Genomic DNA, 14,400 nt, shown 5'->3' with positions numbered 1-14,400 from the left:
CCAGGAATCCGAATGCAAGAGTGCAAGCCCACGGTTACGCCCGATGTCGATCGGGATGCCCTCCGCGCGAAATATCTCGCCGAGCGCGACAAGCGCGTGCGGCCCGAGGGACAGAAGCAATATCTGCTGACCGAGGGCGAATTCGCGGATTACTACGAAGAGGATCCTTACACGCCGGTCGAGCCGCGAGACGAGATCACCGACGAGATCGAGGTGGCGATTCTCGGTGGCGGTTTCGCGGGTCTCATCGCCGCGCACCGGTTGCGGCTGGCCGGTGTGGACGATTTCCGGATCATCGAATTGGGCGGTGACTTCGGCGGGGTCTGGTACTGGAATCGCTACCCCGGCATCCAGGTCGACTCGGACAGCTACTGCTATCTGCCATTGCTCGAGGAGACCGGCTACATGCCGAAGGAGAAGTTCTCCTTCGGCGACGAGTGCTACGAACACGCCCAGCGCATCGGAAAGCACTTCGGCCTGTACGAGAAGGCGATCTTCCACACGCTGATCCGATCGCTGGAATGGGACGAGCAGATCGGACGGTGGCGGATCGCGACCAACCGGGGCGACGACATCCGCGCCCGGTTCATCGTGATGTGCCAGGGTCCGTACAACCGGCCGAAACTTCCCGGCATCCCCGGCATCACGCAGTTCCAGGGCCACACGTTCCACACCGCGCGCTGGGACTACACGTACACCGGCGGCACGCTGAAGGGCGGCCTGGACAAGCTCGGCGACAAGAAGGTGGCCATCATCGGCACCGGCGCCAGTGGTATCGGGACGATCCCACATCTGGCCGAAGGCGCCGGACACCTGTACGTGTTCCAGCGGACGCCGTCCTACATCTTCGAGCGCGGCAACACCGCGACCGACCCCGAATGGGTGAACTCGCTGCGGCCGGGCTGGCGGGAGGAGCGGCAGCGGAATTTCCACAACGCCGCTTACGCGTTCTACTCCCCGGGCGAGCCGGACCTGATCTGCGACGGCTGGACCGAGGTCGCCCGCAACGTGGCCGCCCACCTGGACGCTACCGGCGGCTGGGCCGAACTGGCGACGAATCCGCTGAAGGTCATGGAACTCAAGGAGGCCGAGGACTACCGCGCGATGGAGCGTGTGCGCCGCCGCGTCGACGAGATCGTGACGGACGAGGCGACGGCCGAGGCGCTCAAGCCGTACTACCGGCACCTGTGCAAACGACCGGGCTTCAGCGACAACTACCTGCCGGCGTTCAACCGCCCGAACGTCACGCTCATCGACGTCTCGGACACCAAAGGGGTGGAGCGCATCACGGCGAAGGGCATCGTCGCGCACGGTGTCGAATACGAGGTCGACTGCATCGTCTTCGCCAGCGGCTTCGAGATCAGCAGCGACATCGACCGCAGGCTCGCCATCCAGCCGTTCGCCGGGCGAGGCGGCCGGTCGCTCTACGAGCACTGGAACGCGGGATTCCGCACCCTGCACGGGATCATGTCGCACGGGTTCCCGAACCACTTCGCGACCGGGTTCGTCCAGGGCGGGGTGACCGCGTCCACCACGCGGATGTTCGAGCAGCAGGCCGATCACATCGCCTACATCATCACCGAAGCCCTGGCCCGGGGGGCCACCACGGTGGAGCCCAGCGCGGAGGCCGAGGAGGCGTGGATCGCGACCATCCGGGCGAATTCGTTCGACAACAGCAACTTCGTCCGGGAATGCACCCCGGGCTACTACAACAGCGAGGGCGAGCCGAACGGGCGGTCGTTCCTCGGTGATCCCTTCTGGGGTGGCTTCTACGTGCTCGAGGACCTGCTGCGGGACTGGCGCGACACCGGCCGGCTGGAGGGTCTCGTCCTCGGCGCATGACGAGTCCCCAGCCATCACGACGCACCTGCGAGAGGACCGACCACCTTGCCAGAACTCAGATTCGACGGTCGCGTGGCCGTGATCACCGGCGCCGGAAGGGGGTTGGGCCGCGCTTATGCCCTGCTGCTCGCCTCCAAGGGAGCCGAGGTGGTGGTCAACGACCTCGGCAGCAGCGTGCGCGGCGACAGCGTCGAGGCGAACCCGGCCGCGGAGGTGGTCGCCGAGATCGAAGCGGCGGGCGGCACCGCCGTCGTCTGCACCGAGTCGGTGGCCACGGCCGAGGGCGGGCGCGCGATCATCGACACGGCGCTCGACCGGTACGGCCGCCTGGACATCCTCGTGCACAACGCGGGCAATGTCCGTTACGGTTCGCTGCGGCAACTGAGCTACGAGGATTTCGACGCGGTGCTCGACGTGCACCTGCGCGGCGCGTTCCACGTCGTCCGGCCCGCATTCCCGGTCATGGCCGACGCGGGGTACGGCCGCGTGGTGCTCACCTCGTCCATCGGCGGGCTGTACGGCAACAAGGGCGTGGCCAACTACGCCGTGTCGAAGGCGGGCATGATCGGCCTGTCGAATGTGATCGCCCTGGAGGGAGCCGAATTCGGCATTCTCGGCAACGTCATCGTGCCCGCCGCGGTGACGCGACTGGCCGACGGACTCGACACCTCGTCCTATCCGCCCATGGGGCCGGAACTGACGGCGCCGGCCGTCGGCTGGCTCGCCCATGAGTCCTGCTCGATCACCGGCGAGATGCTGGTGTCGGTCGCCGGACGGGTGGCCAGGGCCTACATCGCCGAGACCCCCGGGGTCTACCGCCCCTCGTGGACGGTCGAAGAGATCGGCGAGCAGATCGACGCGATCCGCGATACGACCGGCTCCTGGATTCTGCCTGCCGTTCCCTCGGGGCACAGCGATCACATCAGGAAGAGTTTCGAGTCAGCCACGGAAGCAGGACAGCATGCCCGTTAAGGTCTACGAACGTATTCTTCAGCTCTTCGAAGCCGAGGGCATCAATACGATATTCGGTATTCCCGACCCCAATTTCGTGCACATGTTCCACCTCGCCGAGGAACGCGGCTGGAATGTCGTCGCGCCGCATCACGAGGAATCGGCCGGTTTCATGGCCGAGGCGGTGTCGCGGATGACCGGTAAGGCCGCGGTGTGCATCGGCACCCTCGGGCCGGGCGTCGCCAATCTGGCGGGCGCGATGATGTGCGCGAAGGTCGAGAATTCGCCGGTGATCTTCCTCGGCGGGCAGCGCGCCCGGATCACCGAGCAGCGGGTGCGGCGCGGGCGTATCCAATTCGTCAAGCAGGCCGAACTCTTCGCACCGTCGGTGAAGTACCACGCCAGCATCGAATACGCCGACCAGACCGACGAGATCATTCGCGAGGGCTTGCGCCGGGCACTCACCGGAACACCCGGGCCGGTCTACATCGAGTGGCCCAAGCACATCATCCAAGAGGAACTCGACGTTCCGGAACCATTGCCGCCCAGCCGGTATCGGCTCGTCGGCCAGACCGCGGGCCAGGACCGGATCGAGGAGGCGGCGCGGCTGATCCGCGCGGCGCGACAGCCGGTCCTGCTCGTCGGGCACGGCGTGCACACCACGCGCGCCGGGAACTCGGTTCGCGCGCTCGCCGAGCTGATGGCCTGCCCGGTTATCCAGACCTCCGGCGGTACTTCGTATATCGAGGGACTCGAGGACCGCACCTTCGCTTACGGCTTCTCGCCGTCGTCCATCGATGCGGTGGTGCGATCGGATCTGTGCCTGGCCGTCGGCACCGAACTCGGTGAGCCCGTCCACTACGGGGTGGGCCGGCACTGGGCGGCCAACGAGGCGAACCGGAAATGGATTCTGGTGGAACAGAATCCCGAGGCCATCGGGGTCAATCGCCCCATCGATGTGCCGCTCGTCGGTGACCTGCGCGCGATCGTTCCGCAGCTGGTCGAGGCGCTGAAGGACACGCCTCGCACGCCGTCGCCCGAGCTCGCGGGCTGGATCGAGCAGGACGCCGCCCGGCTCGCCGAACTGTCCGAAACCGCGCCGTCGGGGCGGTCCCCGGTACACCCCGCGCGACTCGTCGTCGAGGCGACCGCAGTGTTCCCCTCCGACGGCATCATGGTCCGCGACGGTGGCGCCACCACGATTTTCGGCTGGACCTATTCGCAGGCCAAGCCGCACGACGTGATCTGGAACCAGAACTTCGGGCACCTCGGTACCGGACTGCCCTACGCCATCGGAGCCTCGGTGGCCGAGGGCAGGAAGCGGCCGGTCATGCTGGTCACCGGCGACTCGTCGTTCCTGTTCCACATCGGCGAACTGGAGACCGCGGCGCGGCTGAACCTTCCGCTGGTCTGCGTGGTGGCCGTGGACTACGCGTGGGGCCTCGAAGTCGGGGTCTACAAGGGGCTCTTCGGGCCCGGCTCGCTGGAGACCGGTACGCACTGGAGCACCGACACGCGCCTGGACAAGGTCGCCGAGGGCTTCGGCTGCTACGGCGAATTCGTCGACCACGACCAGGACATCGCCCCCGCCATCAAACGGGCGTACGCCAGCGGCAAACCGGGCGTCATCCACGTGGCCGTCGATCCGAAGGCGAACTCCGAGGAGATGCCGAGTTACGACGAGTTCCGCACCTGGTACGCGGAAGGGACACAGTAGTCATGCGCGAGTATTCCCAGTTCTACATCGACGGCGCCTGGGTCGCCCCGGCCGAGGCCCGGTCCTTCGAAGTCGTGAACCCGGCGACCGAAGCGGTGTGCGGCACGGTCGCCAACGGGTCGGCCGCGGACGTGGACCGTGCGGTCTCGGCCGCCCGCGAGGCGTTTGCCGCCTGGTCGGCGTCCTCGGTGCCGGAACGGATCGCGTTGCTGCGCGCCATCGGCGCGGAGTACGGCGAACGCGCGGGCGACCTCGCCGCTGCGCTGACCGAGGAGATGGGCGCACCGAGCGCGCTGGCCTGCGGATTCCAGGTGGATCTCGGGGCCGGGCACCTGGCGACCGCCATCGAAGTCCTGGAGAATTTCGCCTTCGAGCAGCGGCGCGGCGCCACCCTGGTCGTCAAGGAGCCCATCGGCGTGTGCGGCCTCATCACGCCCTGGAACTGGCCGATGAGCCTGATCGCCGTGAAGGTGTTCCCCGCCCTCGCCACTGGCTGCACGACGGTGCTCAAGCCGTCGGAACGCTCGCCGTTCACCGGGCAGATCTTCGCCGAGATCCTCGATGCCGCAGGCGTTCCGGCCGGCGTCTTCAATCTGGTCCAGGGCGATGGTCCCAGCGTCGGGGTGCCGCTGTCGGCACATCCGGACGTGGATCTGATCTCCTTCACCGGCTCCACCCGCGCGGGCATCGAGATCGCGCGCAATGCCGCGCCCAGCGTCAAGCGGGTCACCCAGGAGCTGGGCGGCAAAAGCGCGAACATCGTGCTCGACGACGCGGACTTCACCGATAATGTCGCCGCCGCGATCGGCCCGATGATGATGAACTCCGGCCAGACCTGCAGCGCGCTGTCGCGCATGCTGGTTCCCCGTGCCCGCATGGACGAGGCCATCGACACCGCGCGCCGAGCCGCTGCCCAGCTCAGCGTGGGCGACCCCACCGGGGATGCGGCACTGGGCCCCGTCGTCTCCGGTTCGCAGTTCGACAAGATCCAGGCGTTCATCCAGAAGGGCATCGACGAGGGAGCCACGCTGGTGGTGGGCGGCACCGGCCGCCCCGACGGACTCACCAAGGGCTACTACGTGCGGCCCACCGTGTTCGCGAACGTCACCAACGACATGACCATAGCCCGCGAGGAGATCTTCGGCCCGGTGCTGGCCATCCTCGGCTACGACAGTGTCGACCACGCGGTCGAGATCGCCAACGACACCGAGTACGGACTCGCGGGCAATGTCGCGGGCTCCGATCTGAACCAGGCCCGCTCCGTAGCCCGCCGCATCCGGTCGGGCTGGATCACCATCAACGACGCCTTCGACTTCCACGCCCCCTTCGGCGGCTACCGCAAGAGCGGAAACGGCCGCGAATGGGGCGAATTCGGATTCAACGACTACCTGGAGATCAAGGGCATCCTCGGGTACGCACCGGAAGAAGCCGGGTCGTAGCGGAGCGCGCACGGGAGGGGACGGGTGGCCGGGATGGCGGGGACGCATGTGGCCGTGCTGGGCGCCGTCGTGCTGGTGCTGAAGCCGGCTCGGCAGTCTGTCAGGGGTTCGGCCAGACATCCTTCAGTCGCAGCGCCGCCTCGGCGGACTGGCGCACACCGGCCGCATGGGCGGGGGCCAGCACCGCCGGGTCGAACACGTCGAGTCCGAATGCGGCGATGGCGGCGTCGTCGGGCACTATGGATACCTCTGTGGCCGAACCCAATTCGCGATCGCTGGCGATGCGCGGGAACATGTGCGCCAAGGGCTCGGCGATCACCACGACGTCCGCGCCCGCGGCCAGGTCCGCGTTCACCGGTGAGCGCAACCCGCCGTCGATGTAGTGGCGGCCGTCGATCGGAATCGGCGGGAAGACACCCGGCACCGCGGTGCTCGACGCCAGCGCGGCGGGCAACGACGCCGCGCCGTCCCTGGTCCACGCGCGCAACTCGCCGGTGGTGATGTCGATCGCGGTGATGACGAGGTCACGCGCGGGCCACTGCGCCACACCGGCCAGCCCGCCCATGCGCGCGACGTGCTCGTCCGGATCACCCACCCGCGCGGCCAGCGCCAGCTCACCCGCCCGGCGGCGCGCCTGGGCGGGATCCTGTCCGGGGGCGCGCAGGACGGCGAATATCTCCGCCATCCGCGCCGGATCCGCCTGCACCGGCGCCGACGTCGACGTCGATGGCGGACGCAGCAAACGCGCCGGATCACCGCCGTCGGCCAGGACCGCGCCGACCACCGCCCCCGCCGAGGTGCCGACGAACCGGTCCGCCAGCGCCAAGTCGATCCCGCTGTCCCGCAGCCCGGTAGCCAATCCCGCCAACCACGCCAAACCGACCGAACCACCTCCACCGAGCACGAGCGCGACCGAGAATCCGTTGGGTGACACCGTTTCCGACATACCGCCAGCCTATCCGTCCCGGTCGCGACAACCGCCTACGCTCGATAGGCCGCACTTCGCTACCAGCGGTGATAGGGCCTCCACGTGGGCGTCGGTGACGACCCCGACGAGACCGGGACCCTGATTCACGTATCCGGCGCCTGACCCGTTGTCCGGCGGCGACATACCCGTACGCACCCTGGCGCCTGGGTCACCCCGACGACGACGCGGCCCCTTGTGCCACAGCCGGGAAGCCCGGATCATCGACACCACCGATCTGCGACCACGTCGAGTCGGGACCCGCATCGCTATCAGCGCGGGCCTGCCCGTCGGCTGAGAACGCTCGCCGGCGCCGGACGATCTATGCCCAGATGCGCGACAGCGCCGAGCGGGAGTATGTCCGCTGGGGCGCGACCGTGATCAGGTCGCACACCTCGACGAGTTCGGCCGGTACCGCGTTGCCGAAGTGCTGCAGCCCCGGTGCGATGACCGCGTCGACACCGAAGCCGCGTGCGGCTTCGACCAGGCGATCGACCGGTGCGTCGGTACCGGCGCCGAAGGTCACGGTCTTGCACAGCTCGTAGCCCAGCCGCTTCGCCAAACTCCGCATCTGCGCTTCGTCCCAATCCTGGGACACACCCGAGACGTCCTTGCGGAGATATCCCAGCGCGGGTGGTTTGGCCCTCATCGGTACTCCCTCGGCGCGGTCGTTGCTGAAGTGGTCGAAGCGCCTGCACTCCCACAGCTCGAGCGGCGTCGGCGCATCGAGGAACGGGCTGAGCAAGGTATTGACATCATATGTTGTCTACAGCAGCTGATGTCAACATGTGCGGCGTGCGACAAGTGCAACTGTTTTTCCGGGCCGGACACGGCCTCCCGCAGAGCGTATCGCCGCCCCTCCGGCATTGCCGGGCTCGTGGACGGACACCGAGATCCATTGGCCCGGTGGCGATCTCCCAGCGGCAAGACACCGGCCCTCGACTAGAGCGTGTTCCAGTCGAGGGCCGGTGTCGAGCGCTCCTGCGCCAACTTCCCGCTACCGGAGGCCTCCCGCTCCACCGCCTTCTGCCATCCCGGCGCGGGCGGCTCGATCGGGCTGGGTCGGGCCCGCTCTATTCCAGAATCCCGGACTGCCTGCCCGCTCCGGGCGCTTGGGTCGCGGGCCGCCGCGCCAAGATCACTCCCAGCGCGATCATGCCGGCGCCGAGCACGAAGTGCAGCCAGTTGTCCGCCGTGTCGAGCGGCACGAAGTTGGCGTCGCTGTCGGGGTTCACGACGAGTCCGTACAGCCACAGGATCAGATAGACGACACCGCCGCCGATGAGGTACGCGCGCGCCGATGCGGCGGTGCGTGCGGCCAGCACTCCGGCGACACCGAAAGCCAGATGGACCACGTTGTGCAGCACGGACACGCTGAACAAACCGAGCAACTGAGCCCGGGAGTGATGTCCCGCCCAGTCGAGTTCGCTGTATTCGGTGGTGATCCCCGGAATGAATCCGAGGATGCCGACCAGGAGGAATACCGCTCCTACGGCCATGGCGGCGACCTGAAGAGGAGACCGCCGATCTGTTGTCGCGCCTGGTGGGGAAGTAGCAGACATCGCCGAGCCGACCCTTTCCGCTGGTAGTGGGTACTTCGTCCCCGTGCTACCCCAGCGGGAAGCGGGCAAACAAGAGGCTGCACGCTTGTCGGCGCACGCGGTGGTCGACGGCCCGGCCCGCATACCAGGGTCACCGGTGGCGCGCCGTGATCCTTGTCTCCTGCGCCGACCACACCGGAGCCGTGCCGCAAGGAGGAACCGGCGTCCACGCTGGTGGGACGCGCCGGGCAGACGTCGATGGCGGCTTCGGTCGCGGCGCGCGGCGGCCACCGTCGACTCGCGTAGGCCACTCGCTCGGGCGATACTGTGCACGACTCGAAAACAACTGTCCGCCTTGGTAAGCCAACGCAGTCTGTCAGCCGGATGGGTGATGCCCGGGAGGCATGGCAGTGTTGGTGTGGTGCGTTGTGGCGATGATCGTCGCCGTCCTGTTGGGCACAGCGGCAACGGCGATGGTGTGGGATCCGCGCGGCCGTCGCCGCGCGGCCGTCGCCGCGCCGATTCCGGTGCGGGCGACCGCGGAGTCCGCGGTGCCGAGCGCAGGCGATTGGCCGCGCACGCGCTGAACGGCACACGGCGCTGATCCGGGACACCGGATCGGCGCCGTCCGCGAGTTCGGGCGATCAGGCGGCGAGGCGGTGTTCGCGCGGCCGGGTCGGAACAGCAGCAAGCGGCCGAGGCGGTGTCACGCCTCGGCCGCCGCCGCGGTCATTCGTCAGCTGACGGAGACGCTGCCACCCTTGGGCAGGTAACCGATCTTTTCCACCGGCAGCTCGCCGACCACGGAGCCGGTGCAGTCCCGGCCGGAGTACAGCGTGACGGCACGATCGGTGCTGTTGACGACGGTGATCTGGAACGTGGTGTAGAAGGTGCCGTCGGTGTTCAAGCAGCCCACCGGATCCGCGTGCAGCTCACCGTTGATCGACAGCGTTCCGACCGCGGCCTGCGCCGTCCCCGCCGACAGCATGGCCGCGGCCCCCGCCAGGGCCAGCGCACCGACAAACCCAGCAGTACGAATCATTCGTGCCTCCAGTTCTTTTCGATGTCGACCAACCCCGAAGCCGACGTCTCGTGAAAATGCGCCTGTGATTCTGTCACGAGTTCCAGCGGGACGGAACCGTGCTGGTCGAGGCACCGGAAGACATGGCATCGCCCGGCCGGGCACCGGTAGCGCTCGGCCGAGCGAATTCCGTGATCAGACGGTGGCGTGTTCCGCGCCGAGCGCCGCGGCGTCCTTGCGAACCCCGAACGCCACGATGATTTCCATGATGCCGAGGATGATCAGCCACACCCCCGCCAAGACGGCGAGCGTCACCACCGATCGCACCGGCCAGACGATCAGTACGACACCGGCGGCCGCGGTCACGACGCCGAAGAACACCTGCCACCAGCGCCCCGGCAGCCGGGGTTCGGAGATCGCGCCGACCAGCAGCGCGATCCCGCGAAACAGCCAGCCGATGCCGATCCACAATGCCAGCAGCAGGATCGAGGCCAATTCATCGCGGAAGCAGAAGACGCCGACCACGATGGACAGCAGACCGATGATGAACGACAGCACCCGCAGACCGGCGCCGACAGGCGCACCGAACGCCGCGATCAGCTGCAGGAAACCGGTGACCACGAGGTAGACGCCGAAAATGATGCCGGCCGCCCGCAGAGTGATGTCCGGCCAGGCCAGGATCAGGATGCCGAGGATCACCGCCAGAATGCCGGTGAGCAGAATCGTTTGCCACGCACGGCGGGCAAGAGACTGCAGGGGACCCTCTACCACGCTGTTTGTCGTCATGCATTGATGCTATAGCTCACCCCCTCGCGTTTACTGACCATTTGCCCAGTGGGCCGCAACATGCCGGATCGGCCGGTACCGCGGCGTTGCCCGAAGTTCACGTTTCGCCGCCCGTGCGGTCGGGTAGTCATCTCTGAGTGACTCTTCGTTGGCGCCCCCGGGGGTGAACGGGTGGGTCGGGGTTCGGTGAGACTCGGGTGGCTAGGAGAAGAGGGTGGCGGTTCTGCTCGTGTTGCAGGCGCGTGGGCTGGGTGACTTACTCACCGCGGTCCCGGCTCTCCGCGCACTGCGCCGGGCCAAACCGCACGATCGCATCGTTTTGGCGGCACCGCAGCGACTGAAGCCGATCGTCGATCTGATCGCCTCGGTCGACGCGCTGGCGCCCACCACCGATCCGGGCAACCTTCGCTGGGACGCACCGCCCCCCGAGTTGGCGGTCAACCTGCACGGCGCGGGCGCCGAAAGCATCGTCGCGCTGTCCAAGACCCGGCCCGGACGCATCCTCTCCTTTCGCAACGCCGCGTTCCCCGAGCTGTCCGGCCCGGAATGGGAACCCGACATGCACGAGGTGGACCGCTGGTGTCATCTGCTGGAGTACGGCGGCATCGGAGCGGATCGCCGCAATCTCGGACTGGTTCCACCGGTGTCGACGACCAGCCGCCGCGACTGCGTGGTCGTGCACGTCGGCGCGGGCGCACCGGCCCGCCGCTGGCCGCCTGATCGTTTCGCCGCGGTGGTCCGGCACCTTTTGATGCTCGGGCGCGAAGTGGTCATCACCGGCGACGAGTACGAACGCCAGCTCGCGCTGGCCATCGCCGCTCGGGCGGGGCTGCCCGTCGGCCGGGTGCTCGCCGGAGAGCAGAACCTCATCGATCTGGCCGCCACCGTCGCCGAGGCCGCCCTGGTGATCTGCGGGGACACCGGGGTCGTAGGCCTGGCCACGGCGTTCGGCACCCGCACCGTCCTGCTGTTCGGCCCCACCCCGCCCCGGCGGGCCGGTCCGCCCGCGCACCTGCTCGGCCGGCACGCGGTGCTGTGGACCGGCCACGTCGGCGACCCGGACGCCGACGCCCCGGACCCGGGTCTGCTGCAGATCGGGGTCACCGAAGTGATCAATGCCGTCGACAAGCAGCTGAGCAAGCGCAACTGGCCCGGCACGGGCTCCGACCGCCGTAAGGCGGCGTATCGACGCGTCGGCTGACCGCCGCCGCCCCCGACGCCATTCGGGGAGCCGATCGCGGCGCCCGGTTCCTCCCGCGGTCAGGCTTCCGCCGTCGCGGCCGTCCTGAGCGCCGCGGAATAGGAAGCGAGCGCACTCGGCCAGAACTGCTCCAGGTAGTCGCGGGCGTCGGCGAGGCCGCGCGGGTCCAGCGAATACAGCCGCCGGTTGCCTTCCGGCCGCATCATGACCAACCGCGCGTCACGCAGCACACGCAGATGCTGGGAGACCGCCGAACTTGTCACACCGACCTCGTACGCGAGTTCACCGACCGAGCGCGCGGCCTGCGGCAAGGCCTCGAAGATCGCACGGCGAGTCGGGTCCGCGAGCGCAGTCAAGGCCTGAACTCCATTAGTCGCCACTCACACAGTGTGGGCGTCCGGCGTTTCACTGGTCAACTCCTGGGAAAGGCGTCATATCCCCAGCTCGCGTGGCCAACGACCACATGTCGTTACCTCGCCGTGACCGTCGAGCTGGGCTTTTATCGCCGGTGATGGTTGCCACAAGATAGCGGACCGGTGCGGCAGCTACCGTACGTTCGACTCCATGCCCGTGACCTTTCCGTTACCAATTCGTCGCGGCGTGACCCGGTTACGCCGCGACCGCACCGTCACCCGAGTGGTCGCCGCCTCCGCGGTCGTCACCGCCTCCTTCGGCATCATCGCCGCAGCACAGCAGGACCCGGACACCGACGCGTCCGCCCGGCTCGTCGCCGGGAAGATCGCGTCGGGTGAGATCCGCCCGGCCGAGGGCACCGCGCAGTTCGCCCTCTTCACCCCGCCCGACAACCCCGCGCCGCAGGCAGCGCCGGTGCCCTGGGATCCGAATCGCGTCGCGCAGGAGTTCACCCGCCCGAAGACCGTCCGCCCGGTAGCCGGTGTGCTCACCTCCAATTTCGGCGCTCGCTGGGGCGCGATGCACGCCGGCCTGGATTTCGGTGACCCGCTCGGCGCGCCGATCGCCACGGTCACCGACGGCGTCGTGATCGAGGCAGGCCCCGCCTCCGGCTTCGGTCTGTGGGTGCGCGTGCAACAGGACGACGGCACCGTCGGCGTCTACGGCCACGTCAACGACATCCTCGTCGACGTCGGCCAGCCGGTCCGCGCGGGCGACGTCATCGCGACGGTCGGCAACCGGGGCAACTCCACCGGCCCGCACCTGCACTACGAAGTCCATCTACCCGACGGCGTGAAGATCGATCCGCAGCCCTGGCTGGCCGAGCGCGGCATCGACGTCGGGCATGCCCCCGAGGACTGATCCCGATCCTTCTCGCGGGACATGAGGGGCTCGCGAACGAACTCGGCGACAGTGCCGTCGCCCGCGGCGGGCCGCGAACGCAATGACGCGTTCGCGGCCCGATTCTTTTCCTCTCGCCCGCCAGACCCGCTGCGGCACTTGGTTCCGCCGCCCCTGCGGTAGCGCCCGCGAGAGCGACCCGGTACCGAAGTACTAGACGCGAATAGCGCCGCGGCGGGACGCCACACAGCGTGCGCGATTCCTACTTTCGGTCCATGTCCACAACACGTTTCGTCGCCGTGGCCCAGGACGGGTCGTCAGCGCCGCGGTCGCGCCCGAGCACGATGGCGGCGATGGGCGCGCGGCTGCATCGACCGCTGCTCGGCACGGTGGCCGCGATGGCCGCGCTCGTCTTGCTCTCCCTCGCGGCGATGCTGGTCGACGACCGCGAACTGCTCGGCGAGTCGGTCTGGCTCAAGCCGATGAAGTTCGGCCTCGCGTTCTTCCTCTACAGCCTCACCCTGGCGTGGCTGCTGTCGTTGCCGCACAAGGGGAGCCGCGCCACCTGGTGGCTCGGCACGGTGTTCGCGGTGACCGGGTTCATCGACGTCGGCTTCATCGTATTGCAGGCGGCCCGCGGCACATTCAGCCACTTCAACACCGAGGGCGACCCGGTGAACTCGATCGGTCAGGTGGTATTCGCCTCCGGCGTGCCCGGCCTGTTCCTCGCCAACCTGCTCATCGTGCTGATCCTGGCCTGGCAGCGTTTGGTGGACCGCCCGACGGCACGGGCCATCCACGCAGGCCTGGCGCTGGCCGTCGTCGGCATGGCGCTGGGCTACCTGATGGGTTTCACAGGAAAGCAGCTCGTGCGCGACAGTGCCGGGCGGATCGTCGAATTGGCCGCCGGGCACACGGTCGTCGCCGATCCGGGCGATCTCGCGCCGCGCGACGCCATGGGCGGCATGCCGATCACGCACTGGAGCACCGTCGGCGGTGACCTGCGCGTTCCGCACTTCGTCGGACTGCATGGCATCCAGGTGCTGCTGGTGATGGCCGTCACCCTCACCTGGCTCGCGCCGCGCTACCGCTGGCTGCGTCCGGAACGCGCCCGCGCGGCCGTCGTGGGTGTGCTCGCGGCCGGGTACGCCGGTCTGCTGACCCTGGTCTTCTGGCAGGCGATGCGCGCTCAGTCCCTGGTCCACCCGGACACGGTCACCTGGCTTGCGGCAGGCGGACTCGCCGCGACCGTCGGAGCATTGCTCGGTGGGGTGTATCTCCGCCACCGCGACACCGGCGCGGCACACCGCCGCACGGCAGTGGGGCCGGTCAGCGCAGACGTTCCGCGTCACGGGTGAGCGCGACCAGAGTCCGGCCGAGCGCGGCCAGCTCCTCGGGCGTCGCGCCCTCCCCGATGGCGGTGGCGACGTCCTCGGCGGCGCAGCGGGCCGCGAACCAGCGATCGGCCAGGTCGGCGGCCTCCTGGGCACTGAGCACGACCGCGTCGTCGGGAATTCCGGTTCCCTTCAAGCTGTTGCGGTGTTCGTAGGCGCGTTGGCGACAGGACTGGCGGCAGTACCGGCGACGACGGCCGGCCTCCGATTCCACGATCTCCCGCCCACACCACTGGCAGGACAAGCGGCGCGACATGACGCAGAACACTAATCGCTCGCCCCCCGCGATC

15 protein-coding genes are annotated in these 14,400 nt (G+C 68.5%); 8 read left to right on the top strand and 7 right to left on the bottom strand.

The features are described from left to right. Positions 1-12: 12 nt before the first annotated feature. From ACGF7Y_RS06535 to ACGF7Y_RS06520, 4 genes are read left to right on the top strand one after another with little or no spacing between them, the layout of a single operon-like run. On the top strand, positions 13-1,842 hold the full coding sequence (locus ACGF7Y_RS06535) for a flavin-containing monooxygenase (RefSeq protein ID WP_393229943.1): 1,830 nt from the start codon (positions 13-15) through the stop codon (positions 1,840-1,842). Between the two features lie 45 nt (positions 1,843-1,887). Then, positions 1,888-2,814, top strand: coding sequence for an SDR family NAD(P)-dependent oxidoreductase (locus ACGF7Y_RS06530; protein WP_393229940.1), 927 nt, complete (start codon positions 1,888-1,890; stop codon positions 2,812-2,814). Then, the gene (locus tag ACGF7Y_RS06525; protein ID WP_393229938.1) at positions 2,804-4,510 is read left to right on the top strand and encodes a thiamine pyrophosphate-binding protein; all 1,707 of its coding nucleotides are present in this window, start codon (positions 2,804-2,806) and stop codon (positions 4,508-4,510) included. Before ACGF7Y_RS06530 ends, ACGF7Y_RS06525 begins: the two co-directional genes overlap by 11 nt. Before the next feature lie 2 nt (positions 4,511-4,512). Continuing rightward, positions 4,513-5,949, top strand: coding sequence for an aldehyde dehydrogenase family protein (locus ACGF7Y_RS06520; RefSeq protein WP_393229936.1), 1,437 nt, complete (start codon positions 4,513-4,515; stop codon positions 5,947-5,949). Between the two features lie 100 nt (positions 5,950-6,049). Here ACGF7Y_RS06520 and ACGF7Y_RS06515 read toward each other — a convergent pair whose 3' ends face one another. The 3 genes from ACGF7Y_RS06515 to ACGF7Y_RS06505 form a co-directional block, all read right to left on the bottom strand. Then, a complete protein-coding gene (locus ACGF7Y_RS06515; protein WP_393229933.1) occupies positions 6,050-6,895 on the bottom strand; it encodes a patatin-like phospholipase family protein in 846 nt (281 codons plus the stop codon). Between the two features lie 340 nt (positions 6,896-7,235). After that, positions 7,236-7,658 (bottom strand): hypothetical protein, encoded by a 423-nt coding sequence (locus ACGF7Y_RS06510; RefSeq protein ID WP_393229930.1) that lies wholly within the window; start codon positions 7,656-7,658, stop codon positions 7,236-7,238. A 328-nt stretch (positions 7,659-7,986) separates the two neighbouring features. Further along, the gene (locus ACGF7Y_RS06505; RefSeq protein ID WP_393229928.1) at positions 7,987-8,412 is read right to left on the bottom strand and encodes a DUF4383 domain-containing protein; all 426 of its coding nucleotides are present in this window, start codon (positions 8,410-8,412) and stop codon (positions 7,987-7,989) included. 446 nt (positions 8,413-8,858) lie between these two features. Between ACGF7Y_RS06505 and ACGF7Y_RS06500 the strand changes: the two genes are divergently transcribed. Then, positions 8,859-9,041 carry a hypothetical protein gene (locus ACGF7Y_RS06500; protein WP_357128799.1) on the top strand — a complete coding sequence of 61 codons (183 nt, stop codon included), beginning with the start codon at positions 8,859-8,861 and terminating at the stop codon, positions 9,039-9,041. Between the two features lie 149 nt (positions 9,042-9,190). On the opposite strand, the gene ACGF7Y_RS06495 is transcribed toward ACGF7Y_RS06500, so the two are convergent. Both ACGF7Y_RS06495 and ACGF7Y_RS06490 read right to left on the bottom strand, forming a co-directional pair. Next, a complete protein-coding gene (locus tag ACGF7Y_RS06495) occupies positions 9,191-9,496 on the bottom strand; it encodes a hypothetical protein (RefSeq protein WP_040871783.1) in 306 nt (101 codons plus the stop codon). Between the two features lie 174 nt (positions 9,497-9,670). Continuing rightward, the gene (locus tag ACGF7Y_RS06490) at positions 9,671-10,261 is read right to left on the bottom strand and encodes an HdeD family acid-resistance protein (RefSeq protein WP_393229924.1); all 591 of its coding nucleotides are present in this window, start codon (positions 10,259-10,261) and stop codon (positions 9,671-9,673) included. Between the two features lie 214 nt (positions 10,262-10,475). Between ACGF7Y_RS06490 and ACGF7Y_RS06485 the strand changes: the two genes are divergently transcribed. Beyond that, the gene (locus tag ACGF7Y_RS06485) at positions 10,476-11,462 is read left to right on the top strand and encodes a glycosyltransferase family 9 protein (RefSeq protein ID WP_393229921.1); all 987 of its coding nucleotides are present in this window, start codon (positions 10,476-10,478) and stop codon (positions 11,460-11,462) included. A 59-nt stretch (positions 11,463-11,521) separates the two neighbouring features. Here ACGF7Y_RS06485 and ACGF7Y_RS06480 read toward each other — a convergent pair whose 3' ends face one another. After that, the gene (locus ACGF7Y_RS06480) at positions 11,522-11,842 is read right to left on the bottom strand and encodes an ArsR/SmtB family transcription factor (protein ID WP_393229918.1); all 321 of its coding nucleotides are present in this window, start codon (positions 11,840-11,842) and stop codon (positions 11,522-11,524) included. A 184-nt stretch (positions 11,843-12,026) separates the two neighbouring features. Here ACGF7Y_RS06480 and ACGF7Y_RS06475 point away from each other — a divergent pair, with 184 nt between their 5' ends. Beyond that, on the top strand, positions 12,027-12,737 hold the full coding sequence (locus tag ACGF7Y_RS06475; protein ID WP_393229916.1) for a M23 family metallopeptidase: 711 nt from the start codon (positions 12,027-12,029) through the stop codon (positions 12,735-12,737). Positions 12,738-12,991: 254 nt separating this feature from the next. After that, positions 12,992-14,074 carry a hypothetical protein gene (locus ACGF7Y_RS06470; RefSeq protein ID WP_393229913.1) on the top strand — a complete coding sequence of 361 codons (1,083 nt, stop codon included), beginning with the start codon at positions 12,992-12,994 and terminating at the stop codon, positions 14,072-14,074. Here ACGF7Y_RS06470 and ACGF7Y_RS06465 read toward each other — a convergent pair. Then, positions 14,046-14,366, bottom strand: coding sequence for a hypothetical protein (locus ACGF7Y_RS06465; protein ID WP_040870108.1), 321 nt, complete (start codon positions 14,364-14,366; stop codon positions 14,046-14,048). The genes ACGF7Y_RS06470 and ACGF7Y_RS06465 overlap by 29 nt on opposite strands. Positions 14,367-14,400: the final 34 nt, after the last annotated feature.

The organism is Nocardia sp. NPDC047654, assembly GCF_043205035.1.
In the GTDB taxonomy this organism is placed as follows: domain Bacteria; phylum Actinomycetota; class Actinomycetes; order Mycobacteriales; family Mycobacteriaceae; genus Nocardia.
Note: the sequence above shows the minus strand (reverse complement) of the source record. Positions and strands in the feature narration are given on the sequence as shown.

Coding starts and splice junctions, on each gene's coding strand:
- ACGF7Y_RS06535 (WP_393229943.1), top strand. CDS start 13: ATGCAAGAGTGCAAGCCCACGGTTACGCCCGATGTCGATCGGGATGCC.
- ACGF7Y_RS06525 (WP_393229938.1), top strand. CDS start 2,804: ATGCCCGTTAAGGTCTACGAACGTATTCTTCAGCTCTTCGAAGCCGAG.
- ACGF7Y_RS06520 (WP_393229936.1), top strand. CDS start 4,513: ATGCGCGAGTATTCCCAGTTCTACATCGACGGCGCCTGGGTCGCCCCG.
- ACGF7Y_RS06515 (WP_393229933.1), bottom strand. CDS start 6,895: ATGTCGGAAACGGTGTCACCCAACGGATTCTCGGTCGCGCTCGTGCTC.
- ACGF7Y_RS06505 (WP_393229928.1), bottom strand. CDS start 8,412: ATGGCCGTAGGAGCGGTATTCCTCCTGGTCGGCATCCTCGGATTCATT.
- ACGF7Y_RS06500 (WP_357128799.1), top strand. CDS start 8,859: ATGGCAGTGTTGGTGTGGTGCGTTGTGGCGATGATCGTCGCCGTCCTG.
- ACGF7Y_RS06495 (WP_040871783.1), bottom strand. CDS start 9,496: ATGATTCGTACTGCTGGGTTTGTCGGTGCGCTGGCCCTGGCGGGGGCC.
- ACGF7Y_RS06490 (WP_393229924.1), bottom strand. CDS start 10,261: ATGACGACAAACAGCGTGGTAGAGGGTCCCCTGCAGTCTCTTGCCCGC.
- ACGF7Y_RS06475 (WP_393229916.1), top strand. CDS start 12,027: ATGCCCGTGACCTTTCCGTTACCAATTCGTCGCGGCGTGACCCGGTTA.
- ACGF7Y_RS06470 (WP_393229913.1), top strand. CDS start 12,992: ATGTCCACAACACGTTTCGTCGCCGTGGCCCAGGACGGGTCGTCAGCG.
- ACGF7Y_RS06465 (WP_040870108.1), bottom strand. CDS start 14,366: ATGTCGCGCCGCTTGTCCTGCCAGTGGTGTGGGCGGGAGATCGTGGAA.